This window comes from Pseudomonas sp. Z1-29 (assembly GCF_051131995.1).
Lineage (GTDB): Bacteria > Pseudomonadota > Gammaproteobacteria > Pseudomonadales > Pseudomonadaceae > Aquipseudomonas.
The window spans coordinates 3,192,202-3,216,200 of the sequence record NZ_CP071645.1; the positions used below are offsets into that span (position 1 = coordinate 3,192,202).

Below are 23,999 nucleotides of genomic sequence, written 5' to 3' on the forward strand. Positions count from 1 at the left end.
AGTGTGTCAGCGGGCACATGACATACACAAACTTGCACACCAGCGCCATTCCAGACACACCCCGCTTACACCCGCTTGAAAGACTCCTTGTGTCCCCGGCCACCCTGACGGCCGGGCCATGAATCCAAGGAGCCTACCCATGCCTGCCACCACCGCAACGCCACCTGCTTTCCGTTTCCAGGGCTGGTCGCTGTTCAGCCTGATCGCCGCCCTGGTGCTGTTGATGACCGCGCTGATCCTGGCACTCAACCCGGACCTCACCGAAGGCGTTCGCAGCGCCATTCGCGCCACCGCCCGGTCATCCTTTGCCCTGTTCCTGCTGGCCTTCACCGCTTCGGCATTCGCCGTGCTGGTGCCCTCGCCCTTGAGCAAATCCCTGGTGCGCGAACGGCGCTTCATCGGCTTGGCCTTTGCCTTTTCGCACCTGGTGCACGCGGTGTTGATCTATTGGTACGGCCAGCTCAACACCGAGTTCTGGCCCGGCCGCACGACCGTCGGCAATCTGCCCGGCAGTGTGGGTTATGTGTTCATCCTGCTGCTGGCCCTGACCTCGTTCAAAAGCACCACGCGGCTGATCGGCGCCACCGCCTGGAAACGCCTGCACACCACCGGCATGTGGGTGTTGGCGGCGATCTTTGCCTACTCCAACTTCAAGCGCATTCCGATGAGCGCCTGGTACGTGCTGCCCTTCGGCCTGATCTGCGCCGCCACGGCGGTCCGCCTGGTGGGCAAGCTCGCCCAGGCCAACAAGCGCCACGCCCTGCAACGTGCGGCCTGAGTAAGGGAGATCAAACATGTACGCGTCTTTTTCGAAAGCCTTGAACGGCCTGCACCTTAACCTCGACCACGCCGGCTCATGGCTCGCACCGCTGGGGCTGCGCCTGTTCCTGGCCTGGGAGTTCTTCGAGTCGGGCCTGGAAAAATGGCACGGCCAGAACTGGTTCGCCGAAATCCAGGCGGCCTTCCCGTTCCCTTTCAACCATGTGCCGGCCAGTTGGAACTGGGAACTGTCGATGTGGGCGGAGCTGATCTGCGCCATCGCCCTGCTGGTGGGCCTGGGCACACGTGTTTCGGCGCTGGTGCTGATGATCGTCACGGTGGTCGCGACGGCGGCCGTGCACTGGCCGGCGGATTGGTCGAGCCTGAGCGAACTGGCCCAGGGATACGCCATCACCAACAAAGGCTTTGGCAACTTCAAGCTGCCATTGATTTACCTGGTGGCGCTGCTGCCGTTGCTGTTGCAGGGCGCCGGGAAAATGAGTGTGGATGCCTTGCTGAAGACGCTGCAATCGGTAAAAAAATCGAAACCTTGAGCGGCTTGCGTCGGTCCAGTCCTGTATGAGCCACGGCGCTGCGTACCGCTGCCCAGGGTCGCAGCCCGACACGACAGCCCATCAGGACGAGGAACAGACATGAGCATGACCGTCGGCGATTTTCTGGTTGAGCGCCTTTACGAGTGGGGGGTTCGCCGTATCTACGGCTACCCGGGCGATGGCATCAACGGCGTGTTTGGCGCCTTGAACCGGGCCAAGGGCAAGATCCAGTTCATTCAGGCGCGTCACGAGGAAATGGCCGCGTTCATGGCCTGCGCCCATGCCAAGTTCACCGGCGAGCTGGGGGTCTGTATCGCCACTTCGGGGCCAGGGGCGTCGCACCTGATCACCGGCCTGTATGACGCGCGAATGGACCATATGCCGGTCCTGGCCATCTGCGGCCAACAAGCGCGAAATGCGCTTGGCGGCCATTACCAGCAGGAACTCGACCTGGTCAGCCTGTTCAAGGATGTAGCCGGCGCGTTCGTCCAGCAGGCCAGCGCACCGGCGCAGGTGCGCCATCTGCTCGACCGCGCCGTGCGCACGGCGGTGGGCGAGCGCCGGGTCACCGCGCTGATCCTGCCCAACGACTTGCAAGACCTGGATTACACGGCGCCGCCCCATAAGCACGGCACGTTGCATTCTGGCGTCGGTTATCGCAAACCCAAGGTCGTGCCTTACGAGGAAGACCTGCAGCGGGCCGCCGAAGTCCTCAACGCTGGCAAGAAGGTCGCCATCCTGGTGGGCGCCGGGGCGCTGCACGCCACGGATGAAGTGATTGCCATCGCTGACAAGCTCGGTGCCGGCGTCGCCAAGGCCTTGCTCGGCAAAGCCGCGGTGCCCGACGAGTTGCCGTGGGTCACCGGCGCCATCGGCCTGTTGGGCACCGAACCCAGTGACAACCTCATGGCCGGTTGCGACACGCTGCTGATGATCGGGTCCGGCTTCCCCTATGCCGAGTTTCTGCCCCGAGAGGGCCATGCGCGTGGCGTGCAGATCGACCTGCAGCCCGACATGCTCAGCCTGCGCTACCCCATGGAAGTCAACCTGCAGGGTGACAGCGCCGACACCCTGCGAGCCTTGTTGCCGCTGATCGAAGAAAAGACCGACCGCGCCTGGCGCAAGAAAATCGAACACTGGCGTGCGGACTGGGACAAGACCCTGGAAAAACGCGCGCTGGTCTCGGCCAAGCCGATCAATCCGCAACGGGTCACGTTTGAACTGTCGCCACGGCTGCCGGACCGCGCCATCATCACCTGTGATTCCGGCTCCTGCGCCAACTGGTATGCCCGGGACCTGCAGATCCGTCGGGGCATGCTGTGTTCGCTGTCTGGTGGCCTCGCCTCCATGGGCGCCGCCGTGCCCTACGCCATTGCGGCCAAGTTCTGCCATCCGGATCGGCCGGTCATCGCCCTGGTGGGCGACGGTGCCATGCAGATGAACAACATGGCCGAGCTGATTACCGTCGCCAAGTATTGGCGCAGCTGGACGGACAGCACCTGGATCTGCGCGGTGTTCAATAATCAGGATCTGAACCAGGTGACCTGGGAACAGCGGGTCATGGAGGGCGATCCGAAATTCGAGGCCTCGCAGAACATTCCCGACGTGCCCTACCACCTGTTCGCCGAATCCATTGGCCTCAAGGGCATCCTCGTCGATCAGGAAAGCGACGTGGCCAGCGCCTGGGAACAGGCACTTGCCGCCGAACGCCCGGTGCTGATCGAGTTCCGCACCGATCCCGACGTGCCGCCGCTGCCGCCACATATCAAGCTGGAACAGGCGAAAAAATTTGCCTCGACCCTGCTCCAGGGCGACCCGAACGAACGGGGCATCGTGGTCGAGACCGCCAAACAGGTGCTGGGCGCACTGCTGCCCGGCCAGCGCAAGGATAAAGAGTAAGCATGCCGATCCGAGCAAGCCGTTACGAGCTGATCCTGCTGGGAAGTTTTATCGCCCTATGGACGGGGCTGGCTATCGCGCCGGTCAAGCGCAGCGACTGGCTGGCGGAAAATCTGCTGGTGTTTGCGCTGCTGATCGTCCTGGTGGCGGTCCATCGGCGGTTCAGCTTCTCGCGTCTGTCGGCGACGCTGGTGTTCGTATTCCTCTGCATCCATGAGGTCGGCGCCCACTACACCTACGCAAAAGTCCCCTACAACCAGTGGTGGCAAGCCCTGACCGGTGGCCAGCCGCTGGACCAGCTCCTGGGTTTCCAACGCAACCAGTTCGATCGCCTGGTGCACTTCAGCTATGGCCTGCTGCTGGCCTATCCGGTACGCGAGGCGCTGCTGCGGGTAATCCCGGCCCGTGGTTTCGCGGGTTATTTTCTGGCGTGGAACCTGATCCTGTCGTCATCGGCCATCTATGAGCTGATCGAATGGATCGGCGGCGCCTATATGGGCGGCGATACCGCCAAGGCCTTCGTCGGCGCGCAACAGGACCCGTGGGACTCGCAAAAGGACATGGCGCTGGCGGGCTTGGCCGCGTGCTTGACGTTGGTGGCCGCCGCCGCGGTCAACTATTTCCAGCAACGGGACTTTGCCCTGGAATGGGCACTGCGCAAGAAAGCCAGCACGTGAACGGGACCGGTCCTCGGAAAAAATGGTGCAACTGGTCAGCATTTTTTCACTTTTATTAAGTTAATCAGGCATTCAGCCGATACAAAGCCAGTGCGGGGTATTCTCGCGTTCAGCTGATGGCTTGTTTTTATGATTGAAGATGCTGGCAATGGCTCCTCCGTGATTTCCGGCGAGCGGCCAACCCGAAGTTTCACCCGCCGCACTTTCCCGGCCATCATGCTGTTGCTGTTCATCATGTCCGCTTTGGCCATCGCGGTGCTGCTCAACGTTACCCAGACCCAGGACGAGCAAGCCCGAGAACAAAGCGTGTTTTTTGCCCAGCGGGCCATCGAAGGCATGCGCACGGGCATCGGTCGTGATCTGAGCGACTACTCCAAATGGAGCGACGCTTATCGCCATCTGCACGTAAAGGTCGACAAAGACTGGGCCTACGACCAGGAAAATGTCGGCAGCAGCGTGTTTTCACTCTATGGCTACCAGGCCGTGTTCGTCATTTCTCCAGCCGGCAAGACGGTTTATTCGGTCATCGATGGCGAGATGAGCCAAGTGGCGGCCGACACGTGGTTGACAGGTGACCTGCGCGCACTCGCCAGCAAGGCCAGGGCGGCGGAAAACCGCGATGAAGTGATCGTCGAGCTGTTGCATCACGAGGACGCGCCCGCCTTCGTCGCCGTCTCGGCGATTACCACCGGCACGGACAACAGCGTGGCCGAAATTCCGGGGCCGCCCAGCCTGCTGTTATTTGTCAAAGTCCTGGATCGTGGCGCGCTGCAAAGCCTGTCCCGGGACTTCGCCCTGCCCGACGCGCATATTGCCCGCACGCCAGGTCCCAAGGACACCGCCCAAGTCTTGCTCAACGACCTGACCCGCGAAGCTTTGGCCTGGCGCCCGGCGACCCCCGGCAAGGACCTGCGCAAAGTGCTGCTGCCCTTGCTCGCGCTCGCATTGCTGTTTCTTGCCGTCATGGCCCTGGCGGTGTTGCGTCATGCGCTGATCATGCTCCGCGCCCAGGAGCAGCAGTACGCCAGCCTCCTCGCACACCGCAAGGCGTTGGAGCGCAGCGAGGAGCGCTTCCGGGACATCGCCGAGGTCTCGTCCGACTGGCTGTGGGAGGTCGACTCGAACGGAACATTGACCTATCTGTCGGAACGCTTCGAACAGGTCACGGGCTTCAACCCCAGCGAGTGGCTGGGCAAGCCGTTGCACCGACTGTTGCATCCACACAGCGGATCGATCTCGATTTCCCATTGGCTGCTCGCCGGTGCCAACAGCGCCTCCTCTGCGCCGCTCCTTTGCGAATACACCGCGCGCAACCAGCGCATACGCACCTGCAAACTCTCGGTACGGGCCATTGAAGCCGGCGCCCTGGGTTTTCGTGGCACCGCCACCGACATTACCGAAGAGTTGCGGGCGCTGGCGCAGATCAAGCACCTGTCGCTGCACGATCCGCTGACCGGGCTGGCCAACCGCAACCGCCTGTTCGATTGCCTCAGCCAACACCTCGACCAGGCGCGAGATACGCCACTGGCGATACTGAACCTGGACATGGACCGGTTCAAACCGGTCAACGACTCCCTGGGCCATGCCGTCGGCGACAAGGTGCTGAAGGAAGTTGCCCATATCCTGCAACAGAACGTGCGCGGCAGCGACCTGGTGGCGCGCCTGGGTGGCGATGAATTCGTCATCATCCTGCCGAACCCGGGCGGCGCTGGTGATCTCGACCAATTGTGCTCGCGCCTGATCGAATGCATGCAACGGCCCATGCACCTGGACGGCAATACGCTGTACCTGGGCGTGAGTATCGGGGTTGCCTGGTCGCAGCCCGCTGAGCAGCGTGCCGAAGAGCTGTTGCGCCAGGCCGACATCGCCCTGTACGCGGCCAAGGCCGCGGGACGCAATACCTGGCGCGTATACGAAGAGGCCATGGGCAATGTGGCCCGCGACCGTCGACGCTATGAGCAGCAGCTGCGCGATGCGATGCAGCAGGGCCAGCTCGAATTGCGTTACCTGCCCCGTTTCGATGTGGGCGCCGAGCAGCTGTATGGTTTTGAAGCCCAGGCCTTCTGGCACCATCCTGAGCGCGGTGAGCTGGGCGGGATCGACTTCATCCCGGTCGCCGAAGCATCCGGCCAACTGGAGGACCTGGGCAGCTGGATGCTGATCAACGCCTGTGACGAGGCGATGAGCTGGCCCACCCCGCTCAACGTGTCCATCGCCGTTTCGCCTCGCTGGTTCAGCAGCAGTTTCCTGTTCAATCAGGTGCACAAGGCTCTGGAAACAAGCGGCCTGCCCGCCCAACGGTTGACTCTGGAAGTGGCCGAAGGCGTCCTGCTGACTGACCATAAGACGCTCGCCAGGACCCTTCATGCCTTGAAGGCGCTGGGCGTGCGGATCAATATCGACAAGTTCGGCACCAACATAGCGTCCCTCCGGGAAGTGCTTGACCAGCCATTCGACGGCATCCGCTTCGATCGTAATATCCTGGCGCAACTGGGCCTGGAACATGACCAGGAAGGCGTGCTGGCGATGATTCGGTTGAGTCGCAGCGTCGGGTTGATGGTGACGGCCGAAGGTATCGAGAACGCCGTGCAGTTCAGCCAATTGCGCAGCGTGGCTTGCGATCATGTGCAAGGCCCGTATTTCGGCGCAGCCCTGGCCCGCTCGGAAATGGCCTCATTCTTTACCACGCCTCGCTGGCTGTAGCATTGGGAATGCCTGTGTGGGAGCGAGCCTGCTCGCGAAGGCGGTCTGACGGCCGTCGCATGAATAGCCGTTTAACCCCCGGGGCTCTGGCGAAAGCTCACCGCGAGGCGGTTCCAGCTGTTGATGGTGCTGATCGCGAGGGTCAGGTCCACCAATTCTCCTTCGCTGAAACTGGCGCGGGCCAGGGCGTAGACGTCGTCTGGCACTTGGCTTTCGGCCAGCAGCGTGACGGCTTCGGTCCAGGCCAGGCCAGCTCGTTCGCGCGGGTTGAAAAACCCGCTGTCGCGCCACACCGCCACCGCGTAGAGGCGCCGCTCGGTCTCGCCCTGGCGACGGGCATCCACCGAGTGCATGTCGGTACAGAACGCGCAGCCGTTGAGCTGCGAGGCGCGGATCCTGATCAGTTGCAATAGCGCCGGTTCTATACTCAGCCGGCTGGTCAGCGCCTCCAGGCCAATCATGGCTCTCATCGCCGCGGGGGACGCACTGTAGTAATCCAGACGCGGGCTCATGGCGGGCTCCGTAGTGATCGATGAATCCACGGTAGGTCGTCGAGGCCGCGTGTGACAGGTCCAATCCGCCGAAAAACGCCCACGCAACTTCTCCGCCACAGCGCATTGCGAGTAATCTCGCGTTTTCCCCTTGCCGCAAACGATCACCCAGGAGCCCGCGGGTATGGAACTTCATGTCGTCATCAACGGCCGCAAGGACCTGACGGGCCAGTTGTACCGACAACTTCGCAGCGCCATCGAAGGTGGTCGCCTGGCGGCCGGCACGCAGCTGCCGCCCAGCCGTCTGCTGGCCGAGCAACTTTGCATCTCGCGCAAGACGGTCTCCGACACCTACGCCCAGCTGACCTACGAAAACTTCCTCACCGGCGTCATTGGCAAGGGCACCTATGTCAACGCCCGACCGGCCAACATCGTGCGCAAGCAAAGCCACCGCGAGCTCGCCGGGGCGGACGTCGTCGAGACCTGGCGCAACATGCCGGACCTGCTGCGTCACCCGCACCCCGAAAGTGCGTTGCGCTATGACTTCATCGGCGGCGCTACCGGCAAGGGCCAGTTTCCCCTGGATGACTGGCGCCGGTGTACGGCCCATGCCTTGCGCCAGATCGCCAACGCCAAGGGTTTCTACAGCCAGCCCGAAGGGTTGGCGGCGCTGCGCAATGCCATCGCCCGGCATATCGCATTCTCTCGTGGGGTCAACTGCCAGGACGAGGACGTGGTGGTGTGCAACGGCGCGCAGCAGGCGCTGGATCTGATTTCACGGGTGCTGACCCGCCCCGGCAGCCTGGTGGCCATGGAAGATCCCGGGTATCCGCCGGCACGCCTGCTGTTCGGTTCCCATGGCGCCACGGTGGCCGGGGTGCCGGTGGATGAGCAAGGCATGCGCGTGGACTTGATTCCCGACGGCACACGGCTGATCTACGTGACACCCTCCCACCAGTTCCCCCTGGGCATGCCCATGAGCCAGCCCCGGCGCGAGGCTTTGCTGTCGCGGGCCTATGAACTGGGGGCGATCATCATCGAAGACGACTACGACAGTGAATTTCGCTATGAAGGCCGGCCCACCGACTCGCTGCAAAGCATGGATGAGCGCGGGATCGTCGCCTACGTCGGGACGTTCTCCAAGACCTTGTTGCCGGAGCTTCGGCTCGGTTATGCAATCCTGCCACCGGCGATCCTCGAAGCGGTGATCCTCGCCAAGCGCCTCACCGACCAGCACACCTCCACCCTGCCCCAATGGGCGCTGGCCAAATTCATTGCCGAGGGCTGCCTGCTCAAGCACATCCGCCGTTGCCACGCCCTGTACGCAGGCCGGCGCGAGCGAATCCTGGCCCGCATGGGCGCCGATCTGGCGCCTTGGTTCGAGGCCGTGCCGACCACCGCGGGTTTCCATATGGCCGTGTTGTGCAAGGTTCCAATCGACCTGCCGCTGGTGATCGAGCTGGCGAAAAAAGCCGAGGTCGGGCTCTACAGCCTCGACGGTTTTTTTCATGCCGCACCGGTAAGCTCCGGCCTGATGCTAGGCTTTGGCGCCATCGAACTGCTCGACATCGACGTCGCCCTCGACCGTTTGCGCGACATTCTCCAGCAGGTCGCCTGATCGATTGGACTGGGGATTTATCCGCCCATTGGCTGTTTTAGCCGGGTGCCGGCAGGCCTATTCTGCTTGGGTGTCATCACGTATCGGAAGCACTCCCGTTCGACTTGATTCAGGAGCCAGGACAATGTCTCGCCAAGTGATCAACACCGTACAGGTGCAAGCCGCCGCCGGACGCTCGGAAGAACTCGGCCGGCAGTTGCAGCAAATCGTCGAAACCCTGCGCGCCTTGCCAGGCTGCGATGCTTACATGGTCGATCGTTGCCCGGAGCACAACGACCGCTGGAACGTCAGCGCCCGATGGCAATCGGAGGCGGCCATGCAGGCCCATTTCAATTGTCCCGAAGTCCAGGGGTTCATCAGCCTGATCGAAAGCCGCCTGGCTCGCAGCGTCGACTTCAACAGTTTTCCGCTGGTGTGAATCCCTTCTCCTTGTGGCACTGAAAGCTTTCGTGGCGAGGGAGCTTGCTCCCGCTGGGTCGCGCAGCGGCCCCCAGCTTTTCGCATTGTGCCAAAAACCTGGGCCTGCTTCGCAGTCCAGCGGGAGCAAGCTCCCTCGCCACAGGGGGCCCTCCGCGTGAGGCACTCATTGGTCTACCTGTCTTCCGAAAGATTGGACGTTTTTCCACAGCGCCTCGGGGCTTAGGGTGGAGCCATCGCCACAGCGCGAAGCCACTCCCACCACAAAGGACCCGCCTCGATGAAAACCCTCTACTTGATCGCTGCCCTTGGCCTGCTTCCCGTCGCTCCGCTCTACGCTCATGAAACCGCGCCTGCGGAAAAAATCCAGGTGCTGCAAGAGAAACAGCTGAAAAACCTGCCCGACAAAAAAGCCATGATGCTGACCGTCGACTATGCGCCGGGCCAGTCTTCCATCGCCCACAAGCATGACGGCACGGCCATGGCCTACGTGCTCGAGGGCGCCATCACCTCCCAGGTCAAGGGCGAACCGGCGATCACCTACAAGGCCGGTGAGTTCTGGTACGAAGCCGCCGGCTCCGAGCACCTGGTGTCGAAGAACGCCAGCGCCACCCAACCGGCGAAGCTGTTGGTGTTCATGGTGATGGGCAAGGACGAAGCGGTGCTGATCCCGTTGAAAGACTGACCACCGCCGCGACTGTGCCGGGCTTTTGGCCCGGTGCAGCTCAGGCGCCCTGGATGATGCCCTTGAGCACCGTCTTGAAACTCTCGAGTTGCTCATCGCTGAACTGGCCGAACACCTTGTCCTGCTGCTCCTTGGCAATTGCCCAGAGGCCTTCGGTTTCATCGATGCCCTTGACGGTAAGGCGCACCCGATCGCCTTCATCGGTAACCAGCCCCTTGCGCCGCAAATTGGCCACCGCTTCTTCGATCTCACGCACCGGCATCGCCACTTCGCGCTGCAGATCGGCCATGTTCAGGCCGGCGTCGTTCTCCAGCACCATCAACATCCGCGCCTCGCTGGTGCGCAGTCCGGTGGACAACTGGCGCGGCTGGTAACTGGCCTGGTAGGCCCGCAGCGCCTGGGTCATCAGGTAATACAGGTTATGGCTCAAGCGACCCTGGAAATGACTGCTCGGCGGCTGGCCTTCGCCGTGCTGGGTCATGCGCGTATGCGGCAGGACCATCGAATAGGCGCCCTGATGGTAGAGCAACGGCGAGCGCCCGAAATCATCGAACGCGACGACTTTGCCGATCATGATCCAATGATCACCGCCATCGACCTGCTGGAACTTCTCGCAATGGAAACGCGCCGAGCAATCGACGAACACCGGCGCGCCCCCTTCGCCGGCCTCGAACTGGATTTCGGCGAAGCGATCATCCTTGGGCCGGGCGAAGTTGTTCGACAGGTCGATCTGGTCGGCGGCCAGCACGTTGACGGCGAAATGGCTCGCGGCTTCGAATACACCGTGGCTGCTGGAACGCTTGTCGATGCTCCAGAGAATCAGCGGCGGGTCGAGGGATACCGAATTGAAGCTGTTGGCTGTCACGCCGACTTTGCGCCCATCCTCGGTCGCGGCGGTGACCACGGTCACGCCGGTGGCAAAGTTGCCCAGGGCCCGGCGGTACGCGCGGGTGTCGAAAGCAGTTTCACAGATATCGGACATGCAAGACTCCCGGCCGCCTCAGTCGACGGCCTCGATTGTTGTTATTGGAACCGGGTTTGCCGGGCAGATGATCAAACCATGCTGGGATCGGGCTCCAGGCCCATCAATTCCCGGCCCAGGATCTGCGCACAGACGTCATAGTCGGTGTAGGCATGGGCGCCGGTCAGGTGCGCATCGCGAAACAGCCGTTGCAGTTCATTGGTTTCGAACCACGCGCCGCCGCCCGCGGCTTCCATCAGGCGGTCCACCGCCTGGATGCACATCTTGGTCGCATAACCCTGATTGGTCCGCCAGAACGCCAGGGTCTCGCGGCTCGGGTATTGATGCCGCTCGCTGTGCTCGGCGTGGTCTTCCCAGGTTTTTTCGAGAAAAGCCCGAGCCGCGGCCACTTGGTGGGTGGACTCGGCCAGGCGCATCAGCGCTGGCGTGGCGGCGCCGACCGCGGCACCGGTGTAGGCCCGCACGCGGGTCCGGGTCTTCTCGCGAAAGACCTCCAGCATGCGTTCGGCGACGCCCAGGCTGACGGTGGAAAAGCCGCTGGCGAAATACGGACGATACGGCGCATAGAAAATCTTGCTGTCGGGGTACAGGCCAAAGCCGCCGGACTTGCCTTCCATCATGTCCTTGGCTTTCTGGATCCGGTGTTCCGGCACAAAGGCGTTATTGATGATAAGGGTCTTGCTGCCGCTGCCGCGCATGCCGACCGCGTACCAGTCATCGCGGATCTCATAATCGCGACGAGGCAACACCGCAAAGCAATAATCCTGGGTGCCTTCGGCATTCTTTCGGCGGAAACCGACAATGGCCCATTCGGCGTGGTCGCAACCGCTACTCCAGCCCATTTCGCCGCTGAACGTCACGCCGCCCTCGACTTCCTCGGTGCGGCCGAAAGGCGCGATGCTGCTGCTGGCGGTGGCGTCGGGGTCGTCACCCCAGACCTCCTCCTGGGTCTGGGCCGGAAACAATGCCAACTGATGACTGTGGGTGCACAACAGGCTCATAGCCCAGGCGGTGCTTGCGCAAGCGCCGGCCAGCAGGGCGATGCAATCGGCGAATTGCGGCAAGGAAATCTCCATGCCACCGTATTTTTTCGGCTGGAAGGCCCGGTGCATGCCTATGCTCTTGAGCAGGGCAATATTCTCGGCGGGAACGGTACGGTCCTTCTCGGCCTGGAAGGCGTTGGCGGCGATGGCCGGCAGGATTGGCTTGAGGTCTTCGAGCAGCGGGTTTGGCTTTTTCATGGACGGGCTCTTTTATTATCTGGCGTCTGCCGATCCCGCCTTTGCCCGCCGGCCAGGCGGCTGCACAAACAACGGGATCAATGATTAAGGCCGGTCCAGTATGGGTTCACCGGAGCCGCTGAAAAATGCACCTTCCAGATCCAAGATTGTACTTTTCATGGTGCGCGATACCGCGATGGCGCGCTCGGTCAAATAGCCGGCACGGATGATCAAGACAGCCACCCCCGCCAGGCCCCTTAATAGAGCCATCCCTCGCAGCGCCTGGCTAAGGCCCTGCAAGCGGAGCTTTCCTTCACTTTGTCAGGTTGCGTCATGATCAATATCGAAACGCCCACCTATTACACGGCCACCAAGAAATACAACCTCAGTTTTGCGACCCTGGAACAGGACGTGGAAGCCGACGTTGTGGTCATCGGTGGCGGTTTCTCCGGCATCAACACCGCGTTGGAGCTGGCGGAGAAAGGCATTACCAACATCGTGGTGCTGGAGGCGCGTTACCTGGGCTTCGGCGGCACCGGACGCAACGGCGGCCAGATCATGGCCGGCATTGGTCATGACCTGGAAAAGATCAAGAAGGACGTCGGTGAAGAGGGTCTGCGCCAGGTCTTCGAAATCAGCGACCTGGGCGCCGACATCATCAAGGACCGCATCGCCAAGTACGATATCGATGCGGACTTCTGCCATGGCTATGGCTACATGGGTTTCAACGCCCGCCAGGAAAAGACCCTGCGGGCCTGGGAAAAAGATTTCAAGTCGATCAACAGCAAGCACGAGATCCGCTTTCTCGGCGGCTCCGACGTCCGGCAGATCATTGGGTCCAACGCGTACGGCAGCGCATTGCTGCACATGGGCGGTGGGCATGTGCACTCGCTGAACCTGCTGTTGGGCGAAGCCAAGGCGCTCGTCAGCCACGGCGTGCGGATCTTCGAGAACAGCCCGGCGCTGGAGGTCAGTTATGGCGAACGCATCACCGTGCGCACCGGCCGTGGCTCGGTCAGGGCCAGCAAGCTGTTGTGGGCCTGCGACAGCTTCCTGAACAAGCTGGAGCCGGAGCTGCATCGCTCGACCATCAACACCTACGCGTTCCAAATGATGACCGAGCCACTGTCGGATGAGCTGATCCAGCGCATCAGCCCGATTCGCGGCGCCTACAGCGACATCCGGCCGGTGATCGACTACTACCGCGTCACCAACGAGAACCGCCTGCTGTTCGGCGCGGCAACCCCGTTGGTCGAGCATATCCCGCAGGATCTGAAGGCGTGGAACCGGCGCCTGATGCTGAAGATTTTCCCTTACCTGAAGGATGTGAAGATCGACCTGGCCTGGGGCGGCCCCATGGCCTGCAGTCCAAACCTGTTCCCCCAGGTCGGCACCCTGCCCGGCCGCAGCAATGCGTTTTTCGTCCAGGGCTACTCGGGTTTCGGCGTCACGCCGAGCCACATCATCTGCAAGGTGCTGGCCGAAGGCATGAGCGAAGGCTCGGCGCGCTACGACCTGGTCAGCTCGATCAACCGTCCGACCATCATCGGCAAGGACGCGATCCGTCCGCTATTGCTGACCGCCGGCAAGTCCTGGCATCAGTTGTCGGGTTACTGGAATGGGCGCCGTTGAGATGAGCCGCTGAACACAAACCCTGTGGCGAGGGGATTTATCCCCGCTTGGCTGCGAAGCAGCCATATACACAGTGCGGATGTCAGTTTTCAGGGCCGCTGCGCGCCCCAACGGGGATAAATCCCCTCGCCACACTTCGTTACTTTTTACTCGTCAGGAGATATCCCATGCCGCTTACCACCCTCGAAAAAAACATCCAACTGTCCGACCTGGACGCCTGGGGCACCGTTGCCGACCTCGGTTCGCAGATTCTCGAAGGCGAAGTCAAAGCCTTCGGCAAGATGACCTTCGGTGCGCCCACCGACCCGGTCAGCAGCGCCTACTTCGGCACCACACAAGGCAAGTTCCGCATGGTCTATCCGTTCGCCGAACAGGCCACCGTGGTCACCGGCGAAGTGGTCCTCACCGACGAAGCCACCGGCCAGAGCACTCGCTACAAGGCCGGCGACAGCTGGTTCGTGACCAAGGGCACGCCCGTCCTGTGGGAAGTGGTCAGCGAAAGTTTCGTGAAACACTACTTCGCGGTAGCCTGACCGATTCCGGCTGCCGGCCCCCGTCGGCAGCCTCCTGGCGGAGTCTGGAAAATGAATGTCATCGCTGCACAAGACATCGCAAGTCATTGCCTGAACGCCTTCACGCAACTCATTCCCGCCAGCCGGGCGGCGTTCTATCGCGTAGACCGGCATTTGCAAGCCTACGACTTCAGCTTGCACGGCATGAGTGGCGAGATGCACCAGGACTATCTCGACCATTACTGCGCGTTCGATCCGCTGCGCCCGCGAAACTGTCTCTCCAGTCCGAGCGTCGTCCCGCTGAGCCTGGCCATGGCCCGCCAGCCGGTCCGCGACAATCATTGCTACCAGCGTTTCCTGCAGCGCTATGGCGTGGTGGATGTCGTGGAAGTGTTCGTCCACCGCGCCGGCCAGCCGCAAGCGGCGATTTCAATGCTGCGCACCGCGGAACAAGGCGCGTTCACCGGCCAGCAATTGAGCCAGCTCAGCGCGCTGCAAACGTTGCTGCACCTGGCGGTGGCCCAGTTGCCCTGCACGGACGACGGTCTCAGCCAGCTGACGCCCAAGGAGCGGCAGATTGCGCTGTTGCTGCGCGAGGGCGCCAGTAACAAACAACTGGCCCGAGCACTCGACATCGGCCTGCCGACGGTCAAGACCCACCTGATCAACCTGTTCCGCAAGACCGGCGTGAGCAATCGTACCGAGCTGGTCAGCAGCCTTTTCCTGTAACACCGAGCCTGTGGCACCGCCCCGTGGCGAGGGAGCTTGCTCCCGCTGGGCTGCGCAGCGGCCCCAGAAAAGGCGACTCGGTCTATTTGAATAATCGCGATAACCGATTTCAGGACCGCTACGCGGCCCAGCGGGAGCAAGCTCCCTCGCCACAAGAGCTTTGCTCAACCCTTTGGTTGATAGGCCGACGCTCTGCCAGGCGCCATGATCCGAGTGGCACATTCAACCACCGGAGCCTTGCAATGAGTACTTCTTCAGACTGGATCACCGTCGGCGCCCTGGCCGATGGCTTTGCCCCCGAAGCCTTCATCCTGCCGAACCTCGCCGACCTGGACGGCAAGACCTTTACCCTGCACTTCGCCAATGGCTGGCAGATCGAACATCGCTTCGAACAGGACGCGCTGAGCTGGAAAGCAGCCGACGGGCATTCCACCGGCACCGCGCCGTATCGAGCCACGTCGGTGCGTCCAGGCCTGTACCTCGTCGACTTCATCAAGCGTGAAGGTGGCCAGACGTGGTCGGTGAGCCTGGTGCTCGATACCGTCAGCGCCGCGTTCACCGCCGTGATCGGGCGCATGCCCGCCGAGGCGCAAACGCGCGAGGGCCTCTACAGCCGCGCATTGGCCGGCAAACCATTGACCTCTGTGGAAGTCGAGTTCCTCCATGGCACGCTGGATCGTTCATGGCAACCGGGCCTCTGCCCTCACGCACCGACGAGCGAACTGGTGGGGCTGCGCAACCTGTATCGCTACAGCCCGAGTGAAGTCTACGAACACATCTACCTCAACCAGCGGTTTTATTCCTGGCAGTGCCTCAAGGGCGTTGAACAAGGCCTGTGCGACACCGACCGCTGCGACACCTACAAGATTGCCGATCAGCTGTACCTGTTCGTCTGGCGGGAGAAGATCATCCCGACCCTGGGCCTGGTGCTGATCGACCTGCAGCAGCACCGTAGTGACGGCAAGATTTTCGGTTACGCCGGCGCATCCTTCGACGAGTTCTCGAACTTCCCGGTCAGCTCCTATTGCCAGGTACTCAACCAGACGGAGTACCCCGATGCCTGAGCCAAGCACTGTGGTGATCACGGGTGCCGGCACCGGCATCGGTGCCGCTTGCGCCCGCCTGTACGCCGCCGAGGGCGCCAACCTGGTGCTGATCGGCCGGCGCCGCGAGCCGCTGGAGCAACTGTCAGAGGAAATCGGCGGCCTGGTGCTGGTGGGCGACGCGGCGTGCCCGGCGACGTGGGACGGCTTCGTCGCACAGATACGCCAACGCCTCGGCCGACTTGACGTGCTGCTGGCTTGCGCCGGCGGGCTGGGCCAGGGCAGCGCCACCGGCACCAGCCCGTCGGCGTGGGAAGCGGCGCTACGCAGCAACCTGGACAGCGCCTTTTACAGCGCTCGTGCCTGCCTGCCGCTGCTGATGGAGAGCGCCGGCAATATCGTGTTGGTCGCCTCCATCGCCTCCCTGGCAGCCGGACCGCAGGTCTGCGGCTACACCACCGCCAAACACGCGCTGCTCGGCCTCAATCGCTCGCTGGCGCGGGACTACGGACCACGCGGTGTGCGCGTCAACGCGGTTTGCCCTGGTTGGGTACGCACGCCGATGGCCGATGAAGAGATGCAGGCCTTGATGCAGTTCCACGGTGAGAATCTGCAACAGGCCTATGCCCGGGTCTGCGCCGATGTGCCATTGGGCAGGGCCGCGAGCGCCGAGGAAATCGCCCGGGTTTGTCGTTTCCTGGCCTCGCCGGATGCTTCGATCATCACCGGCGCGACGCTGGTGGCCGATGGCGGATCCAGCATCGTCGATGTGCCGACGCTGGCCTTCAGCCGAATGGAGCAAGCAAATGCCTGATGATCTGGATTTCTCCGGCAAGACGGTGCTGGTGACCGGCGGCGCGCAAGGCATCGGCCGGGCCATCGTCGAAGGGTTTGCCTGGCGTGGGGCGCGAGTGGTCATTGCCGACCTGGACCTGGCGGGGGCCGAGGCTGTATCCAGCGACCTGCGCGCCAGCGCTTACCCGGTGGATGCCATGGGCGTCGACCTGGCCGACGCCACGGCCATTACGCAGATGATCGCCAAGCTGGAACAACGCACCGGCAGGCTGGATGTGCTGGTGCACAACGCCGGCTATTTCCCTCTGACGCCCTTCGCCGAAATCACGCCAGCGGTGCTGGAGCGAACGCTGGCGGTGAATTTGTCAGCGTTGTTCTGGCTGACCCAGGCCGCGCTGCCGATGTTCCGTCGCCAGGGTCAGGGCTGCGTGCTGGTGACCTCTTCGGTGACCGGCCCGCGCGTAGCCTACCCGGGCCTCAGCCACTATGCGGCGTCCAAGGCCGGGGTCAACGGCTTCATCCGCAATGCGGCGCTGGAGCTGGCGGCGGAAAATATCCGCGTCAATGGCGTCGAGCCGGGGATGATTGCAACACCGGCCATGGCCAACCTGGGGGACGCCCAAGTCAACCACGACATCGCCCGCCGAGTACCGCTGGGGCGACTCGGCAAACCGTCGGACATCGCCGGAGCCATGCTGTTCCTGGCTTCGGACCTGGCCGCCTACATCACCGGCCAGACCCTGATCGTCGATGGCGGCTCAACCTTGCCGGAGGTTTGAACCCTGTTCGCGATAGCGGTGGGTCAGCTGGCATCAATGCTGAATCAACTGCCGCCATCGCGAGCAAGCTCGCTCCCACACTGTTTTGTGTTGATCACCTGATCCGGAGTCAACCCGGTCACCTGTGGGAGATTCTATGTTGCAGGGGAACCCTGCAGCATAGAATTAGGGCGATATTCGCTCTGGTTTTTCATCAGGGCGAATGCCACCCGGCACAATTTCCGGGCGAGGATCACCAAGGCTTGGGTTCTGGCGAAACCTCTTGCCAAGCAGGATTCGTAGTAAGGTTTCCAGACAGGAGACCGGCTAGCCGCCATTGCCGCGGTGTGCGCCAAGCGTCGCAGTTCGCCATCTCCTTTTTTGCTTAGGTGCCTGGGGCTGTGTTTTTTTCCGGAATCCTTTGGCCTCAGGTCCATCCCTAAAAAGGCAATAAACGCATCGCCGCTGGCGAAGTCACCTCGCATGAAGGCTGTCGCCAGACCTGTTGCCGTCAGTTCACCCACGCCCTCAATGGCTTTGCAGCGGTTGATGTTTTCAGTAATTCCCGCCTCTTGGCTGGCCTCGCGCAATAGCTTCTGGATGGCCCGATCGCTTTGCTTGAAGGTCTCCAGTTGCTCGGCCAGGATATCCTTCAGAAGCGGTTCGCCCGACCAACTCAGCATGAGGCTGACGCGCGCTTTGATGAGTTCTGCGCGCTTGCGTAGCAGGCTCTTTAATACTTTGTAGGCCTGCGGAGGTGGGGTCCAGACGCGTAGCCGTTGCTGTTCGTTTGTCAGATAGCGCGCCAGCAAACGTGCATCGCAAGGATCGGTTTTGGCCCGCTGTCCAATGCTTTCGCGGTAGTGGGCCACCCGATAGGCATCCACAACGTAAACCCTGTGCCCCATCCCATGAGCCAGTTCAGCCGTGTCCAGGTGATAAAAGCTGGTGGCTTCTAGTGCAATCAAACTTTGCGCTGGCAACGTTTCGAGCCAACGAACAAGGGCCTTACGGTCGTTATCAACAATCTGAATGCTTTTTAGATCTTCGCGATAAGCCACGATTTCAGCCTTGGCGACATCAATACCGATAACCGCTGGGGAGGTAAGGATTGTCATCTCGAATCCTCGGAGCTAGGGTTTAGATGCTTGTCGGGGTCTACCGTAGCGCTGGCTTGCTTCTATCGTCGGTTTACCGATGAATTCCTTATCGGCGCTTTAGGTAGAAAGGGCGGGACGAGAAGTCTCCCACGGTCCGTACTGGCTAGAGTCGGAATCGAGCTTTTAGTCCCGCCCACCCCTTCAAGTCTAAACATACAAGCGAGCTTGCTCGCGAAGGGGTCGGCACATCCAGCATCTTCATCGACTGTGACACCGCCTTCGCGAGCAGGCTCGCTCCCACACTGTTTTGTGCTGATCACCTGATCCGGAGTCAACCCGGTCATCTGTGGGAGCGAGCCTGCTCGCGAAGGGGTCGGCACATCCAGCATCTTCATCGACTGTGACCCCGCCTTCGCGAGCAGGCTCGCTCCCACACTGTTTTGTGTCGATCACCTGATCCGGAGTCAACCCGGTCACCTGTGGGAGCGAGCTTGCTCGCGAAGGGGTCGGCACATCCAGCATCTTCATCGACTGTGGCAGCCTTCGCGAGCAGGCTCGCTCCCACACTGTTTTGTGTCGTTCACCTGATCCGGAGCCAACCCGGTCACCTGTGGGAGCGAGCTTGCTCGCGAAGACGTTGGGTCAAGCCACCCCTTGCGCCTGCTGCAACTGGCTGGAGCGGAACGCCTTGGGCGACTGTTCGAATTGTTTCTTGAACGAACGGCTGAAGTGCGCCGAATCGGTGAAGCCCCATTTGTAGGCAATCGAGGTGATCGACTCATCCCGCAAGAAAGGATTGGCCAGGTCATCGGCGCTGCGCTTGAGGCGGGCGCGCTGGATGTAGCGGCACACGCTGTCATCCTGTTCTTCGAACAAGCGGTACAGGTGTCGCACCGAGATGTTCAAGCGGTTGGCCAGGCCGACCGGGCTGAGACCGGGTTGGGTCAGGCATTCATCAATGACTTTCTGTACGTAGCTGCGCAGATGACTGCCTTGCAACCCGACGCTGTCGCCGCACAGGTCGGTTTGATGCTCCAGCGCCGATCCCAACAGCGAGACAAAGGCGTTCTGCAGGGCTTCGCCCTCCCCGGCGCTGCTTTCGCCCTCCGGGGTGTCCTTGCAAAGCTGGTCCACCAATACATGCAGCATTCTTCCGCAAGCCTTGCTTGAAGAAATCTTGCCGAAGGTCTTGCTGTCGCCGCCCAGTCGCCTGGCGACGTCCCGCCGAGATAACGACAACACGGCATGCTCGATCAGGCCGAACGGGCTGATTTCAAGGGAACCCACCGAATCCATCAGCAACAGCTCGCCGGGAGCCAGCTGGATGCTCGTGCCATTTTGGGTGATACGCGAATAACCGCTGCGCTGGCTGACCAGGAAACAGTCCTGGTCATCATCGTGATCCGGTTTGCATAGCTGGCGCCTGATGGAACCGGCATTGGTGCGCAGGTTGGCGAGTGAGAGGCCGCCGCGCTGAAAAGTCGACACTTCGCCAATGAACAACGCGCGATTGAAGGCCAGCTCCGTCTCGAAATGGCCGCATGTCGCGCGCAGGTCCCGATTCCAGGTGTCCAGCCCGCCTTGCCCAGCCTGTTGCATGCTCATGGCGCTCTCCATAATGGCTTATTGTTTTTGTGCGGCAATAGTTAACATGTTATCTAAATGCACGCAACAAGTACCTGATCGCCAGAGCAGTAGCAGGAATGATGCCAGGCAAAACGAAAACTCAGAACGTCGAAAGTACCCTCCGCAGCCCATCCAGCGTTGCGAACAAGGCATCGCGCTGCAACGGGCTCAGCGCGATGTAGCGGCGGAACGAGGGCATCCGGTTGACCACTTCGCTGCCGCCCACATGCTCCAGTCGCACAGACCATTGCCGGCCTTGCAGCTCGATGTCCAGGCGCTTGAAGTCCAGCGGCATCAGGGCGGCGTAAAGCGCACGATCACCTTCGATGGCCGTCCGCAGCCGAACCGACAACGCGGCATCTCCTTTCAACTGGCGGCAACGAATGCCGCTGCGCCGAATGGCTCCGCCATGGTGCAATTGCAGGCGCGCGCTGCCCTTTCTCGACGCAGGCACGTGCAACACGAACTCGGTCGTTACCACATGCATCAGCAACTGCGACTCGGTGCGTTCGACGATCTCCAGTTGCAGGCCGCCATCGTCGGTGACCATCGTCGCCGCCCCCGGCATCGACACTTCAAACCGCGCCAGTGCGAGGTTGCGTCGCAAGTGCTCCAGCGTTACCCCGGGTCGATAACCGGCCGGGGCGCGACGGGCACTGAACAGCTCAGACAGCTTTTGCAGCAGGCTCGATAAACTCGCCGACAGGTTGCCCTGGCTCATGGGAAAACTCCTTGGCCAGCACGTCTTCGACGGTCGCCGGCTTGAATGGATTGACCTTCTGCACCACCAGGGTCCAGAACAGGGCGTAGACCGCGGTACCGCCAAGCATCACGGCGAAGGGCACATAAATGTCCGCCGGATTCATGCCCGGCGGCGTGATGAACCACATGCCCAGGACGATGCCGACGCTGGACAGTATCTGTAGCAGCGGGAAAAACGGCGAGCGATAGGCCCGCGGCAGATCGGGACGGCGGATGCGCAGGCTGATCACCGAAATCGTCACCAGCAGATAGGCAAAACTCCAGGCACACACCGCCGCCAGTACCAGATGCATGATGTTATCGGTGTTACCGCCAAGCCACAGCGCATGCAGGCAAGGGATCAGCATCGCCACCAGGATGCACAGCAACGGCGTCTTGAAACGGGGATGCAGGTAGGTGAAGACCTTGGGCAGTGCGCCGTCCACCGCCATGCCGTAGAGAATGCGCGGCACCCCGGCCATCAGCGTATTGATGGTCGCGGCGCCGGCAAACAAGAAGCCGACCCCCAACCACATCGGCCCGATGTCGCCCATCACCTGCTCGGCGAAGCGCGGAATCGCCATGGGCGTGTCCAGCAGGTGCACGCCGCTGGTGGCATCGAGCAGCACGTTTTCCACCTGGCGCTTCATCGCCGCGCCGTAGATGAACATACAGGCCGCGACGCTGAACAGGCCCAGCATCATTGCCCTCGGCATGGTCCTGGCTGACTGGCGCAGGTCCGGCGCCAGTGGCGTGACAAATTCGCATCCGACGAACATGAACATTGCCATGCCCACCAGCGACAGCACCGTGACCAGGTCGGTCCCGACCACGGACGCGCCGAACCAGCCCTCGAGTTCTACCGCCGGCGCGGCGATCAGCCCCAACACGCCGAACACCATCAGGGTCGTCCACATGCCGAAGGTCAGGATGATTTCGGCGCGGCCAAAAGCACTGACGCCGAATGCATTGAGTACACCAAACACCACCACGAAACCCACGCCCAGCAGCCAGGACCCACCGGCCGATTCGACCAGGGTATTGAGGTGTTCGAAATTCACCAGGGCCATGACCCCGGCCAGGATGGTTTCCGCCGTTCCGGCAAACACATGGACGATCAGGTATGCCGACAAAGTGCCGGTAATCGCGAAGAAGCGCCCCATGCCGCAGTTGATGTAGTCATAGACCGAGCCGGTGGTCGGCAAGATCGATGCGGCTTCGGCGAACGTCGTTGCCTGGGCCAGCATCATCACCACCGCGATCAGCATCGCCATGGCGAAGGCGCTGCCACCGATGCCGAACCCCATGGTGGCGGTCAGGATGACCGGGCTGGCCATGATCAGGCCAATGGTGCTGGCCAACGCAGTGGGAAAACCCACCGTACCCCGGTTCAGATGCTCGGTGAGCCTGTCATTGATCGACATGGTGCGGATCCTCGAAAAACGGACTTTTAGTATGGGTGCTACCGCCGTCCGGGCACTGGCGTTCAAGCCTTCCCCAGCCAGTCCCTGATTAAAACGGCGTTGCGTGCAGGATCACTGTGCGCCGCCCTCGCCCCGAGCGTCTTGCCCATGCCTGCCGCCGGTCTTGTAGCTGCCTGCCACTGCCACAGCCATGGCGGCCAGGATCAATACCTTGGCAGGCTGGTGAAAGACTTCGCAGCCCAGGCTCTCCCTAATGCGCGCTCCGCTGTCCTATCGCACTGGGGAAAACACCATGGAGCACACTCGTCAATCACGCCTGCCACGCCAGGCCATCGGCCTGGGCATCGCCTTGCTGGCGGCAGGCTCATCGGCCCAGGCCATTGAGCTTTATGCCGACGATGACACCACCGTCAGCGGCAACTTCCTCGCGGTCTACGGTCTGTTCAACAGCCGCAAGAACTACGACGGCAGCGCCGGCGGTTCGAGCTGGCGCGAAGGTTTCATCAAGTATGGCCTGAGTATCGAGCAGACACTCGACGGCCGCGGGAACCTCTACGGGACCGCCAACCTGGTCAGCTCCGGCACCTGGGGCGATGGCGATGCGGCGGGCCTGAGCGACGGCTCAGAACGCACCACGAAATTCGATGAGGCCTTCGCCGGTTGGCGCTCCGGCGATCTGTTCCCGCTGTTGGGCAAGGATGGCGTCGACCTGTCCTTCGGTCGCCAGGTGATTACCCTTGGCGACGGTTTCATCATCAACGACGACGGCCTGAATGTCGGCAAGGGCGTGGCCGATGGCGAACTCAATCGCGGCGGCGCCTATTACCTCGCCGCCCGGCACGCCTTCGACAAGACCGCGGTGCTGCGCCTGGGCGGCAAGGACGGCGTTCACGGGAGTCTGTTGTGGTTCAAGTCCGACAATCGCGCCCAGGCCAACACCGAGATGGCCGCCGGCACCCTGGAATACACCGCAGCACCCGGCACCCTCGGGCTGACCTACATCCATGGCATCGACGTGGATGAGCACTACGCCAGTGACTTCCAGAAACAACGCGACGGCATGGACATCTACAGCCTGCGCGGTGCGGGCGATGCCGGTATCAAAAATGCGCACTTCTCCTTCGAATACGCCTGGCAAGACAAGGACGCCGGTCCTCAGAAAGCCTGGTACACCGAAGCCGGCTATACCTTCGCCGAGCTGCCCTGGAGCCCCGACCTGACCTATCGCTACAGCCGTTATTCGAAAAACTGGGACTCGATGTTCACCGGCACGAACCGAGGTTATGGCACCTGGTTCCAAGGCGAAGTGGCGGGCAATTACGCCGGCCCGTTCAACAGCAACACAGCCATCCAGCACGCCGGCCTCAAGCTCAAGCCAACCGAGACCGTGACGATCGGCGCATTGTTTTTCGACTACAAGACCTTGCACACCGCTCAAGCGCTGAACCTCTACGGTCGTGAGCTGGACCTGTACGTCGAATGGGCAGCCGATGAGCACCTGATCATCACGCCGCTGCTGGGCCTGTACAAGCCAGAGAAAGACGCCAGCAACGGAGGCAATCAGGTGGGCGGCAACGGCACCAATGTGTACAGCCAGTTAGTGGTGGCGGTTCCGTTCTGAGCGTCAGCCCTTG

At 62.0% G+C, this 23,999-nt stretch carries 22 protein-coding genes; 15 read left to right on the forward strand and 7 right to left on the reverse strand.

Annotated features, from left to right (window positions below; translation table 11 throughout):
- Nucleotides 1-139 precede the first annotated feature (139 nt).
- The 5 genes from J3P84_RS14495 to J3P84_RS14515 all read left to right on the forward strand — a co-directional run bounded on the left by J3P84_RS14495 (nt 140) and on the right by J3P84_RS14515 (nt 6,592).
- Nucleotides 140-778: a ferric reductase-like transmembrane domain-containing protein gene (locus J3P84_RS14495; RefSeq protein ID WP_434623831.1), complete on the forward strand. Its 639-nt coding sequence runs from the start codon at nt 140-142 to the stop codon at nt 776-778.
- 16 nt (nt 779-794) lie between these two features.
- Nucleotides 795-1,313, forward strand: a complete 519-nt coding sequence (locus tag J3P84_RS14500) for an HvfX family Cu-binding RiPP maturation protein (protein ID WP_434623833.1) — start codon at nt 795-797, stop codon at nt 1,311-1,313.
- 99 nt (nt 1,314-1,412) lie between these two features.
- Nucleotides 1,413-3,212, forward strand: a complete 1,800-nt coding sequence (locus tag J3P84_RS14505; protein ID WP_434623834.1) for a thiamine pyrophosphate-requiring protein — start codon at nt 1,413-1,415, stop codon at nt 3,210-3,212.
- A gap of 2 nt (nt 3,213-3,214) precedes the next feature.
- Nucleotides 3,215-3,889, forward strand: a complete 675-nt coding sequence (locus J3P84_RS14510; protein ID WP_434568558.1) for a DUF2238 domain-containing protein — start codon at nt 3,215-3,217, stop codon at nt 3,887-3,889.
- Between the two features lie 129 nt (nt 3,890-4,018).
- Entirely contained in the window at nt 4,019-6,592 is a 2,574-nt protein-coding gene (locus tag J3P84_RS14515; RefSeq protein WP_434623836.1) for a bifunctional diguanylate cyclase/phosphodiesterase, read from the forward strand.
- Between the two features lie 71 nt (nt 6,593-6,663).
- On the opposite strand, the gene J3P84_RS14520 is transcribed toward J3P84_RS14515, so the two are convergent.
- Nucleotides 6,664-7,104, reverse strand: coding sequence for a carboxymuconolactone decarboxylase family protein (locus J3P84_RS14520; RefSeq protein WP_434623838.1), 441 nt, complete (start codon nt 7,102-7,104; stop codon nt 6,664-6,666).
- A 163-nt stretch (nt 7,105-7,267) separates the two neighbouring features.
- Between J3P84_RS14520 and J3P84_RS14525 the strand changes: the two genes are divergently transcribed.
- The 3 genes from J3P84_RS14525 (at nt 7,268) to J3P84_RS14535 (ending at nt 9,803) form a co-directional block, all read left to right on the forward strand.
- On the forward strand, nt 7,268-8,701 hold the full coding sequence (locus J3P84_RS14525) for a PLP-dependent aminotransferase family protein (RefSeq protein ID WP_434623840.1): 1,434 nt from the start codon (nt 7,268-7,270) through the stop codon (nt 8,699-8,701).
- Nucleotides 8,702-8,825: 124 nt separating this feature from the next.
- Nucleotides 8,826-9,119 (forward strand): putative quinol monooxygenase, encoded by a 294-nt coding sequence (locus tag J3P84_RS14530; RefSeq protein WP_305494768.1) that lies wholly within the window; start codon nt 8,826-8,828, stop codon nt 9,117-9,119.
- A gap of 279 nt (nt 9,120-9,398) precedes the next feature.
- Nucleotides 9,399-9,803, forward strand: a complete 405-nt coding sequence (locus J3P84_RS14535) for a cupin domain-containing protein (RefSeq protein WP_434623842.1) — start codon at nt 9,399-9,401, stop codon at nt 9,801-9,803.
- A 40-nt stretch (nt 9,804-9,843) separates the two neighbouring features.
- Here the strand turns inward: J3P84_RS14535 and J3P84_RS14540 are convergent, their stop codons facing one another.
- Entirely contained in the window at nt 9,844-10,785 is a 942-nt protein-coding gene (locus J3P84_RS14540; RefSeq protein ID WP_434623844.1) for a p-hydroxyphenylacetate 3-hydroxylase reductase component, read from the reverse strand.
- 71 nt (nt 10,786-10,856) lie between these two features.
- Nucleotides 10,857-12,026: a p-hydroxyphenylacetate 3-hydroxylase oxygenase component gene (locus J3P84_RS14545; protein WP_434623846.1), complete on the reverse strand. Its 1,170-nt coding sequence runs from the start codon at nt 12,024-12,026 to the stop codon at nt 10,857-10,859.
- Between the two features lie 312 nt (nt 12,027-12,338).
- On the opposite strand from J3P84_RS14545, the gene J3P84_RS14550 reads away from it, so the two are divergent.
- The 6 genes from J3P84_RS14550 (at nt 12,339) to J3P84_RS14575 (ending at nt 17,495) form a co-directional block, all read left to right on the forward strand.
- Nucleotides 12,339-13,637, forward strand: a complete 1,299-nt coding sequence (locus J3P84_RS14550; RefSeq protein ID WP_434623848.1) for an NAD(P)/FAD-dependent oxidoreductase — start codon at nt 12,339-12,341, stop codon at nt 13,635-13,637.
- A gap of 167 nt (nt 13,638-13,804) precedes the next feature.
- Nucleotides 13,805-14,170, forward strand: a complete 366-nt coding sequence (locus J3P84_RS14555) for a cupin domain-containing protein (protein WP_305494777.1) — start codon at nt 13,805-13,807, stop codon at nt 14,168-14,170.
- A gap of 51 nt (nt 14,171-14,221) precedes the next feature.
- A complete protein-coding gene (locus J3P84_RS14560) occupies nt 14,222-14,878 on the forward strand; it encodes a response regulator transcription factor (protein WP_434623850.1) in 657 nt (218 codons plus the stop codon).
- A 242-nt stretch (nt 14,879-15,120) separates the two neighbouring features.
- Nucleotides 15,121-15,942 (forward strand): molybdenum cofactor biosynthesis F family protein, encoded by an 822-nt coding sequence (locus J3P84_RS14565; protein WP_434623852.1) that lies wholly within the window; start codon nt 15,121-15,123, stop codon nt 15,940-15,942.
- Entirely contained in the window at nt 15,935-16,735 is an 801-nt protein-coding gene (locus J3P84_RS14570) for an SDR family NAD(P)-dependent oxidoreductase (protein ID WP_434623854.1), read from the forward strand. The genes J3P84_RS14565 and J3P84_RS14570 overlap by 8 nt, the downstream gene beginning before the upstream one ends.
- The gene (locus J3P84_RS14575; protein WP_434623856.1) at nt 16,728-17,495 is read left to right on the forward strand and encodes an SDR family oxidoreductase; all 768 of its coding nucleotides are present in this window, start codon (nt 16,728-16,730) and stop codon (nt 17,493-17,495) included. The genes J3P84_RS14570 and J3P84_RS14575 overlap by 8 nt, the downstream gene beginning before the upstream one ends.
- A 134-nt stretch (nt 17,496-17,629) precedes the next feature.
- Here the strand turns inward: J3P84_RS14575 and J3P84_RS14580 are convergent, their stop codons facing one another.
- The 4 genes from J3P84_RS14580 to J3P84_RS14595 form a co-directional block, all read right to left on the reverse strand.
- Nucleotides 17,630-18,592: an IS110 family transposase gene (locus J3P84_RS14580; protein WP_434623858.1), complete on the reverse strand. Its 963-nt coding sequence runs from the start codon at nt 18,590-18,592 to the stop codon at nt 17,630-17,632.
- A 624-nt stretch (nt 18,593-19,216) separates the two neighbouring features.
- Nucleotides 19,217-20,179 carry a transcriptional regulator FeaR gene (gene feaR / locus J3P84_RS14585; protein ID WP_434623860.1) on the reverse strand — a complete coding sequence of 321 codons (963 nt, stop codon included), beginning with the start codon at nt 20,177-20,179 and terminating at the stop codon, nt 19,217-19,219.
- Nucleotides 20,180-20,300: 121 nt separating this feature from the next.
- Nucleotides 20,301-20,921, reverse strand: coding sequence for a DUF3156 family protein (locus J3P84_RS14590; RefSeq protein ID WP_434623862.1), 621 nt, complete (start codon nt 20,919-20,921; stop codon nt 20,301-20,303).
- Nucleotides 20,866-22,365 carry an APC family permease gene (locus J3P84_RS14595; RefSeq protein ID WP_434623864.1) on the reverse strand — a complete coding sequence of 500 codons (1,500 nt, stop codon included), beginning with the start codon at nt 22,363-22,365 and terminating at the stop codon, nt 20,866-20,868. The genes J3P84_RS14590 and J3P84_RS14595 overlap by 56 nt, the downstream gene beginning before the upstream one ends.
- 292 nt (nt 22,366-22,657) lie before the next feature.
- On the opposite strand from J3P84_RS14595, the gene J3P84_RS14600 reads away from it, so the two are divergent.
- On the forward strand, nt 22,658-23,986 hold the full coding sequence (locus J3P84_RS14600) for an alginate export family protein (RefSeq protein ID WP_434623866.1): 1,329 nt from the start codon (nt 22,658-22,660) through the stop codon (nt 23,984-23,986).
- Nucleotides 23,987-23,999 lie beyond the last annotated feature (13 nt).

Bases quoted from the DNA above. Each gene is read 5' to 3' on its own strand.
- J3P84_RS14600 (WP_434623866.1), top strand. From the start codon at position 22,658: ATGGAGCACACTCGTCAATCACGCCTGCCACGCCAGGCCATCGGCCTG.
- J3P84_RS14510 (WP_434568558.1), top strand. From the start codon at position 3,215: ATGCCGATCCGAGCAAGCCGTTACGAGCTGATCCTGCTGGGAAGTTTT.
- J3P84_RS14530 (WP_305494768.1), top strand. From the start codon at position 8,826: ATGTCTCGCCAAGTGATCAACACCGTACAGGTGCAAGCCGCCGCCGGA.
- J3P84_RS14500 (WP_434623833.1), top strand. From the start codon at position 795: ATGTACGCGTCTTTTTCGAAAGCCTTGAACGGCCTGCACCTTAACCTC.
- J3P84_RS14520 (WP_434623838.1), bottom strand. From the start codon at position 7,104: ATGAGCCCGCGTCTGGATTACTACAGTGCGTCCCCCGCGGCGATGAGA.
- J3P84_RS14595 (WP_434623864.1), bottom strand. From the start codon at position 22,365: ATGTCGATCAATGACAGGCTCACCGAGCATCTGAACCGGGGTACGGTG.
- J3P84_RS14495 (WP_434623831.1), top strand. From the start codon at position 140: ATGCCTGCCACCACCGCAACGCCACCTGCTTTCCGTTTCCAGGGCTGG.
- J3P84_RS14545 (WP_434623846.1), bottom strand. From the start codon at position 12,026: ATGAAAAAGCCAAACCCGCTGCTCGAAGACCTCAAGCCAATCCTGCCG.
- J3P84_RS14525 (WP_434623840.1), top strand. From the start codon at position 7,268: ATGGAACTTCATGTCGTCATCAACGGCCGCAAGGACCTGACGGGCCAG.
- feaR (WP_434623860.1), bottom strand. From the start codon at position 20,179: ATGAGCATGCAACAGGCTGGGCAAGGCGGGCTGGACACCTGGAATCGG.
- J3P84_RS14570 (WP_434623854.1), top strand. From the start codon at position 15,935: ATGCCTGAGCCAAGCACTGTGGTGATCACGGGTGCCGGCACCGGCATC.
- J3P84_RS14515 (WP_434623836.1), top strand. From the start codon at position 4,019: ATGATTGAAGATGCTGGCAATGGCTCCTCCGTGATTTCCGGCGAGCGG.
- J3P84_RS14555 (WP_305494777.1), top strand. From the start codon at position 13,805: ATGCCGCTTACCACCCTCGAAAAAAACATCCAACTGTCCGACCTGGAC.
- J3P84_RS14575 (WP_434623856.1), top strand. From the start codon at position 16,728: ATGCCTGATGATCTGGATTTCTCCGGCAAGACGGTGCTGGTGACCGGC.
- J3P84_RS14580 (WP_434623858.1), bottom strand. From the start codon at position 18,592: ATGACAATCCTTACCTCCCCAGCGGTTATCGGTATTGATGTCGCCAAG.
- J3P84_RS14560 (WP_434623850.1), top strand. From the start codon at position 14,222: ATGAATGTCATCGCTGCACAAGACATCGCAAGTCATTGCCTGAACGCC.
- J3P84_RS14590 (WP_434623862.1), bottom strand. From the start codon at position 20,921: ATGAGCCAGGGCAACCTGTCGGCGAGTTTATCGAGCCTGCTGCAAAAG.
- J3P84_RS14505 (WP_434623834.1), top strand. From the start codon at position 1,413: ATGAGCATGACCGTCGGCGATTTTCTGGTTGAGCGCCTTTACGAGTGG.
- J3P84_RS14550 (WP_434623848.1), top strand. From the start codon at position 12,339: ATGATCAATATCGAAACGCCCACCTATTACACGGCCACCAAGAAATAC.
- J3P84_RS14540 (WP_434623844.1), bottom strand. From the start codon at position 10,785: ATGTCCGATATCTGTGAAACTGCTTTCGACACCCGCGCGTACCGCCGG.
- J3P84_RS14565 (WP_434623852.1), top strand. From the start codon at position 15,121: ATGAGTACTTCTTCAGACTGGATCACCGTCGGCGCCCTGGCCGATGGC.
- J3P84_RS14535 (WP_434623842.1), top strand. From the start codon at position 9,399: ATGAAAACCCTCTACTTGATCGCTGCCCTTGGCCTGCTTCCCGTCGCT.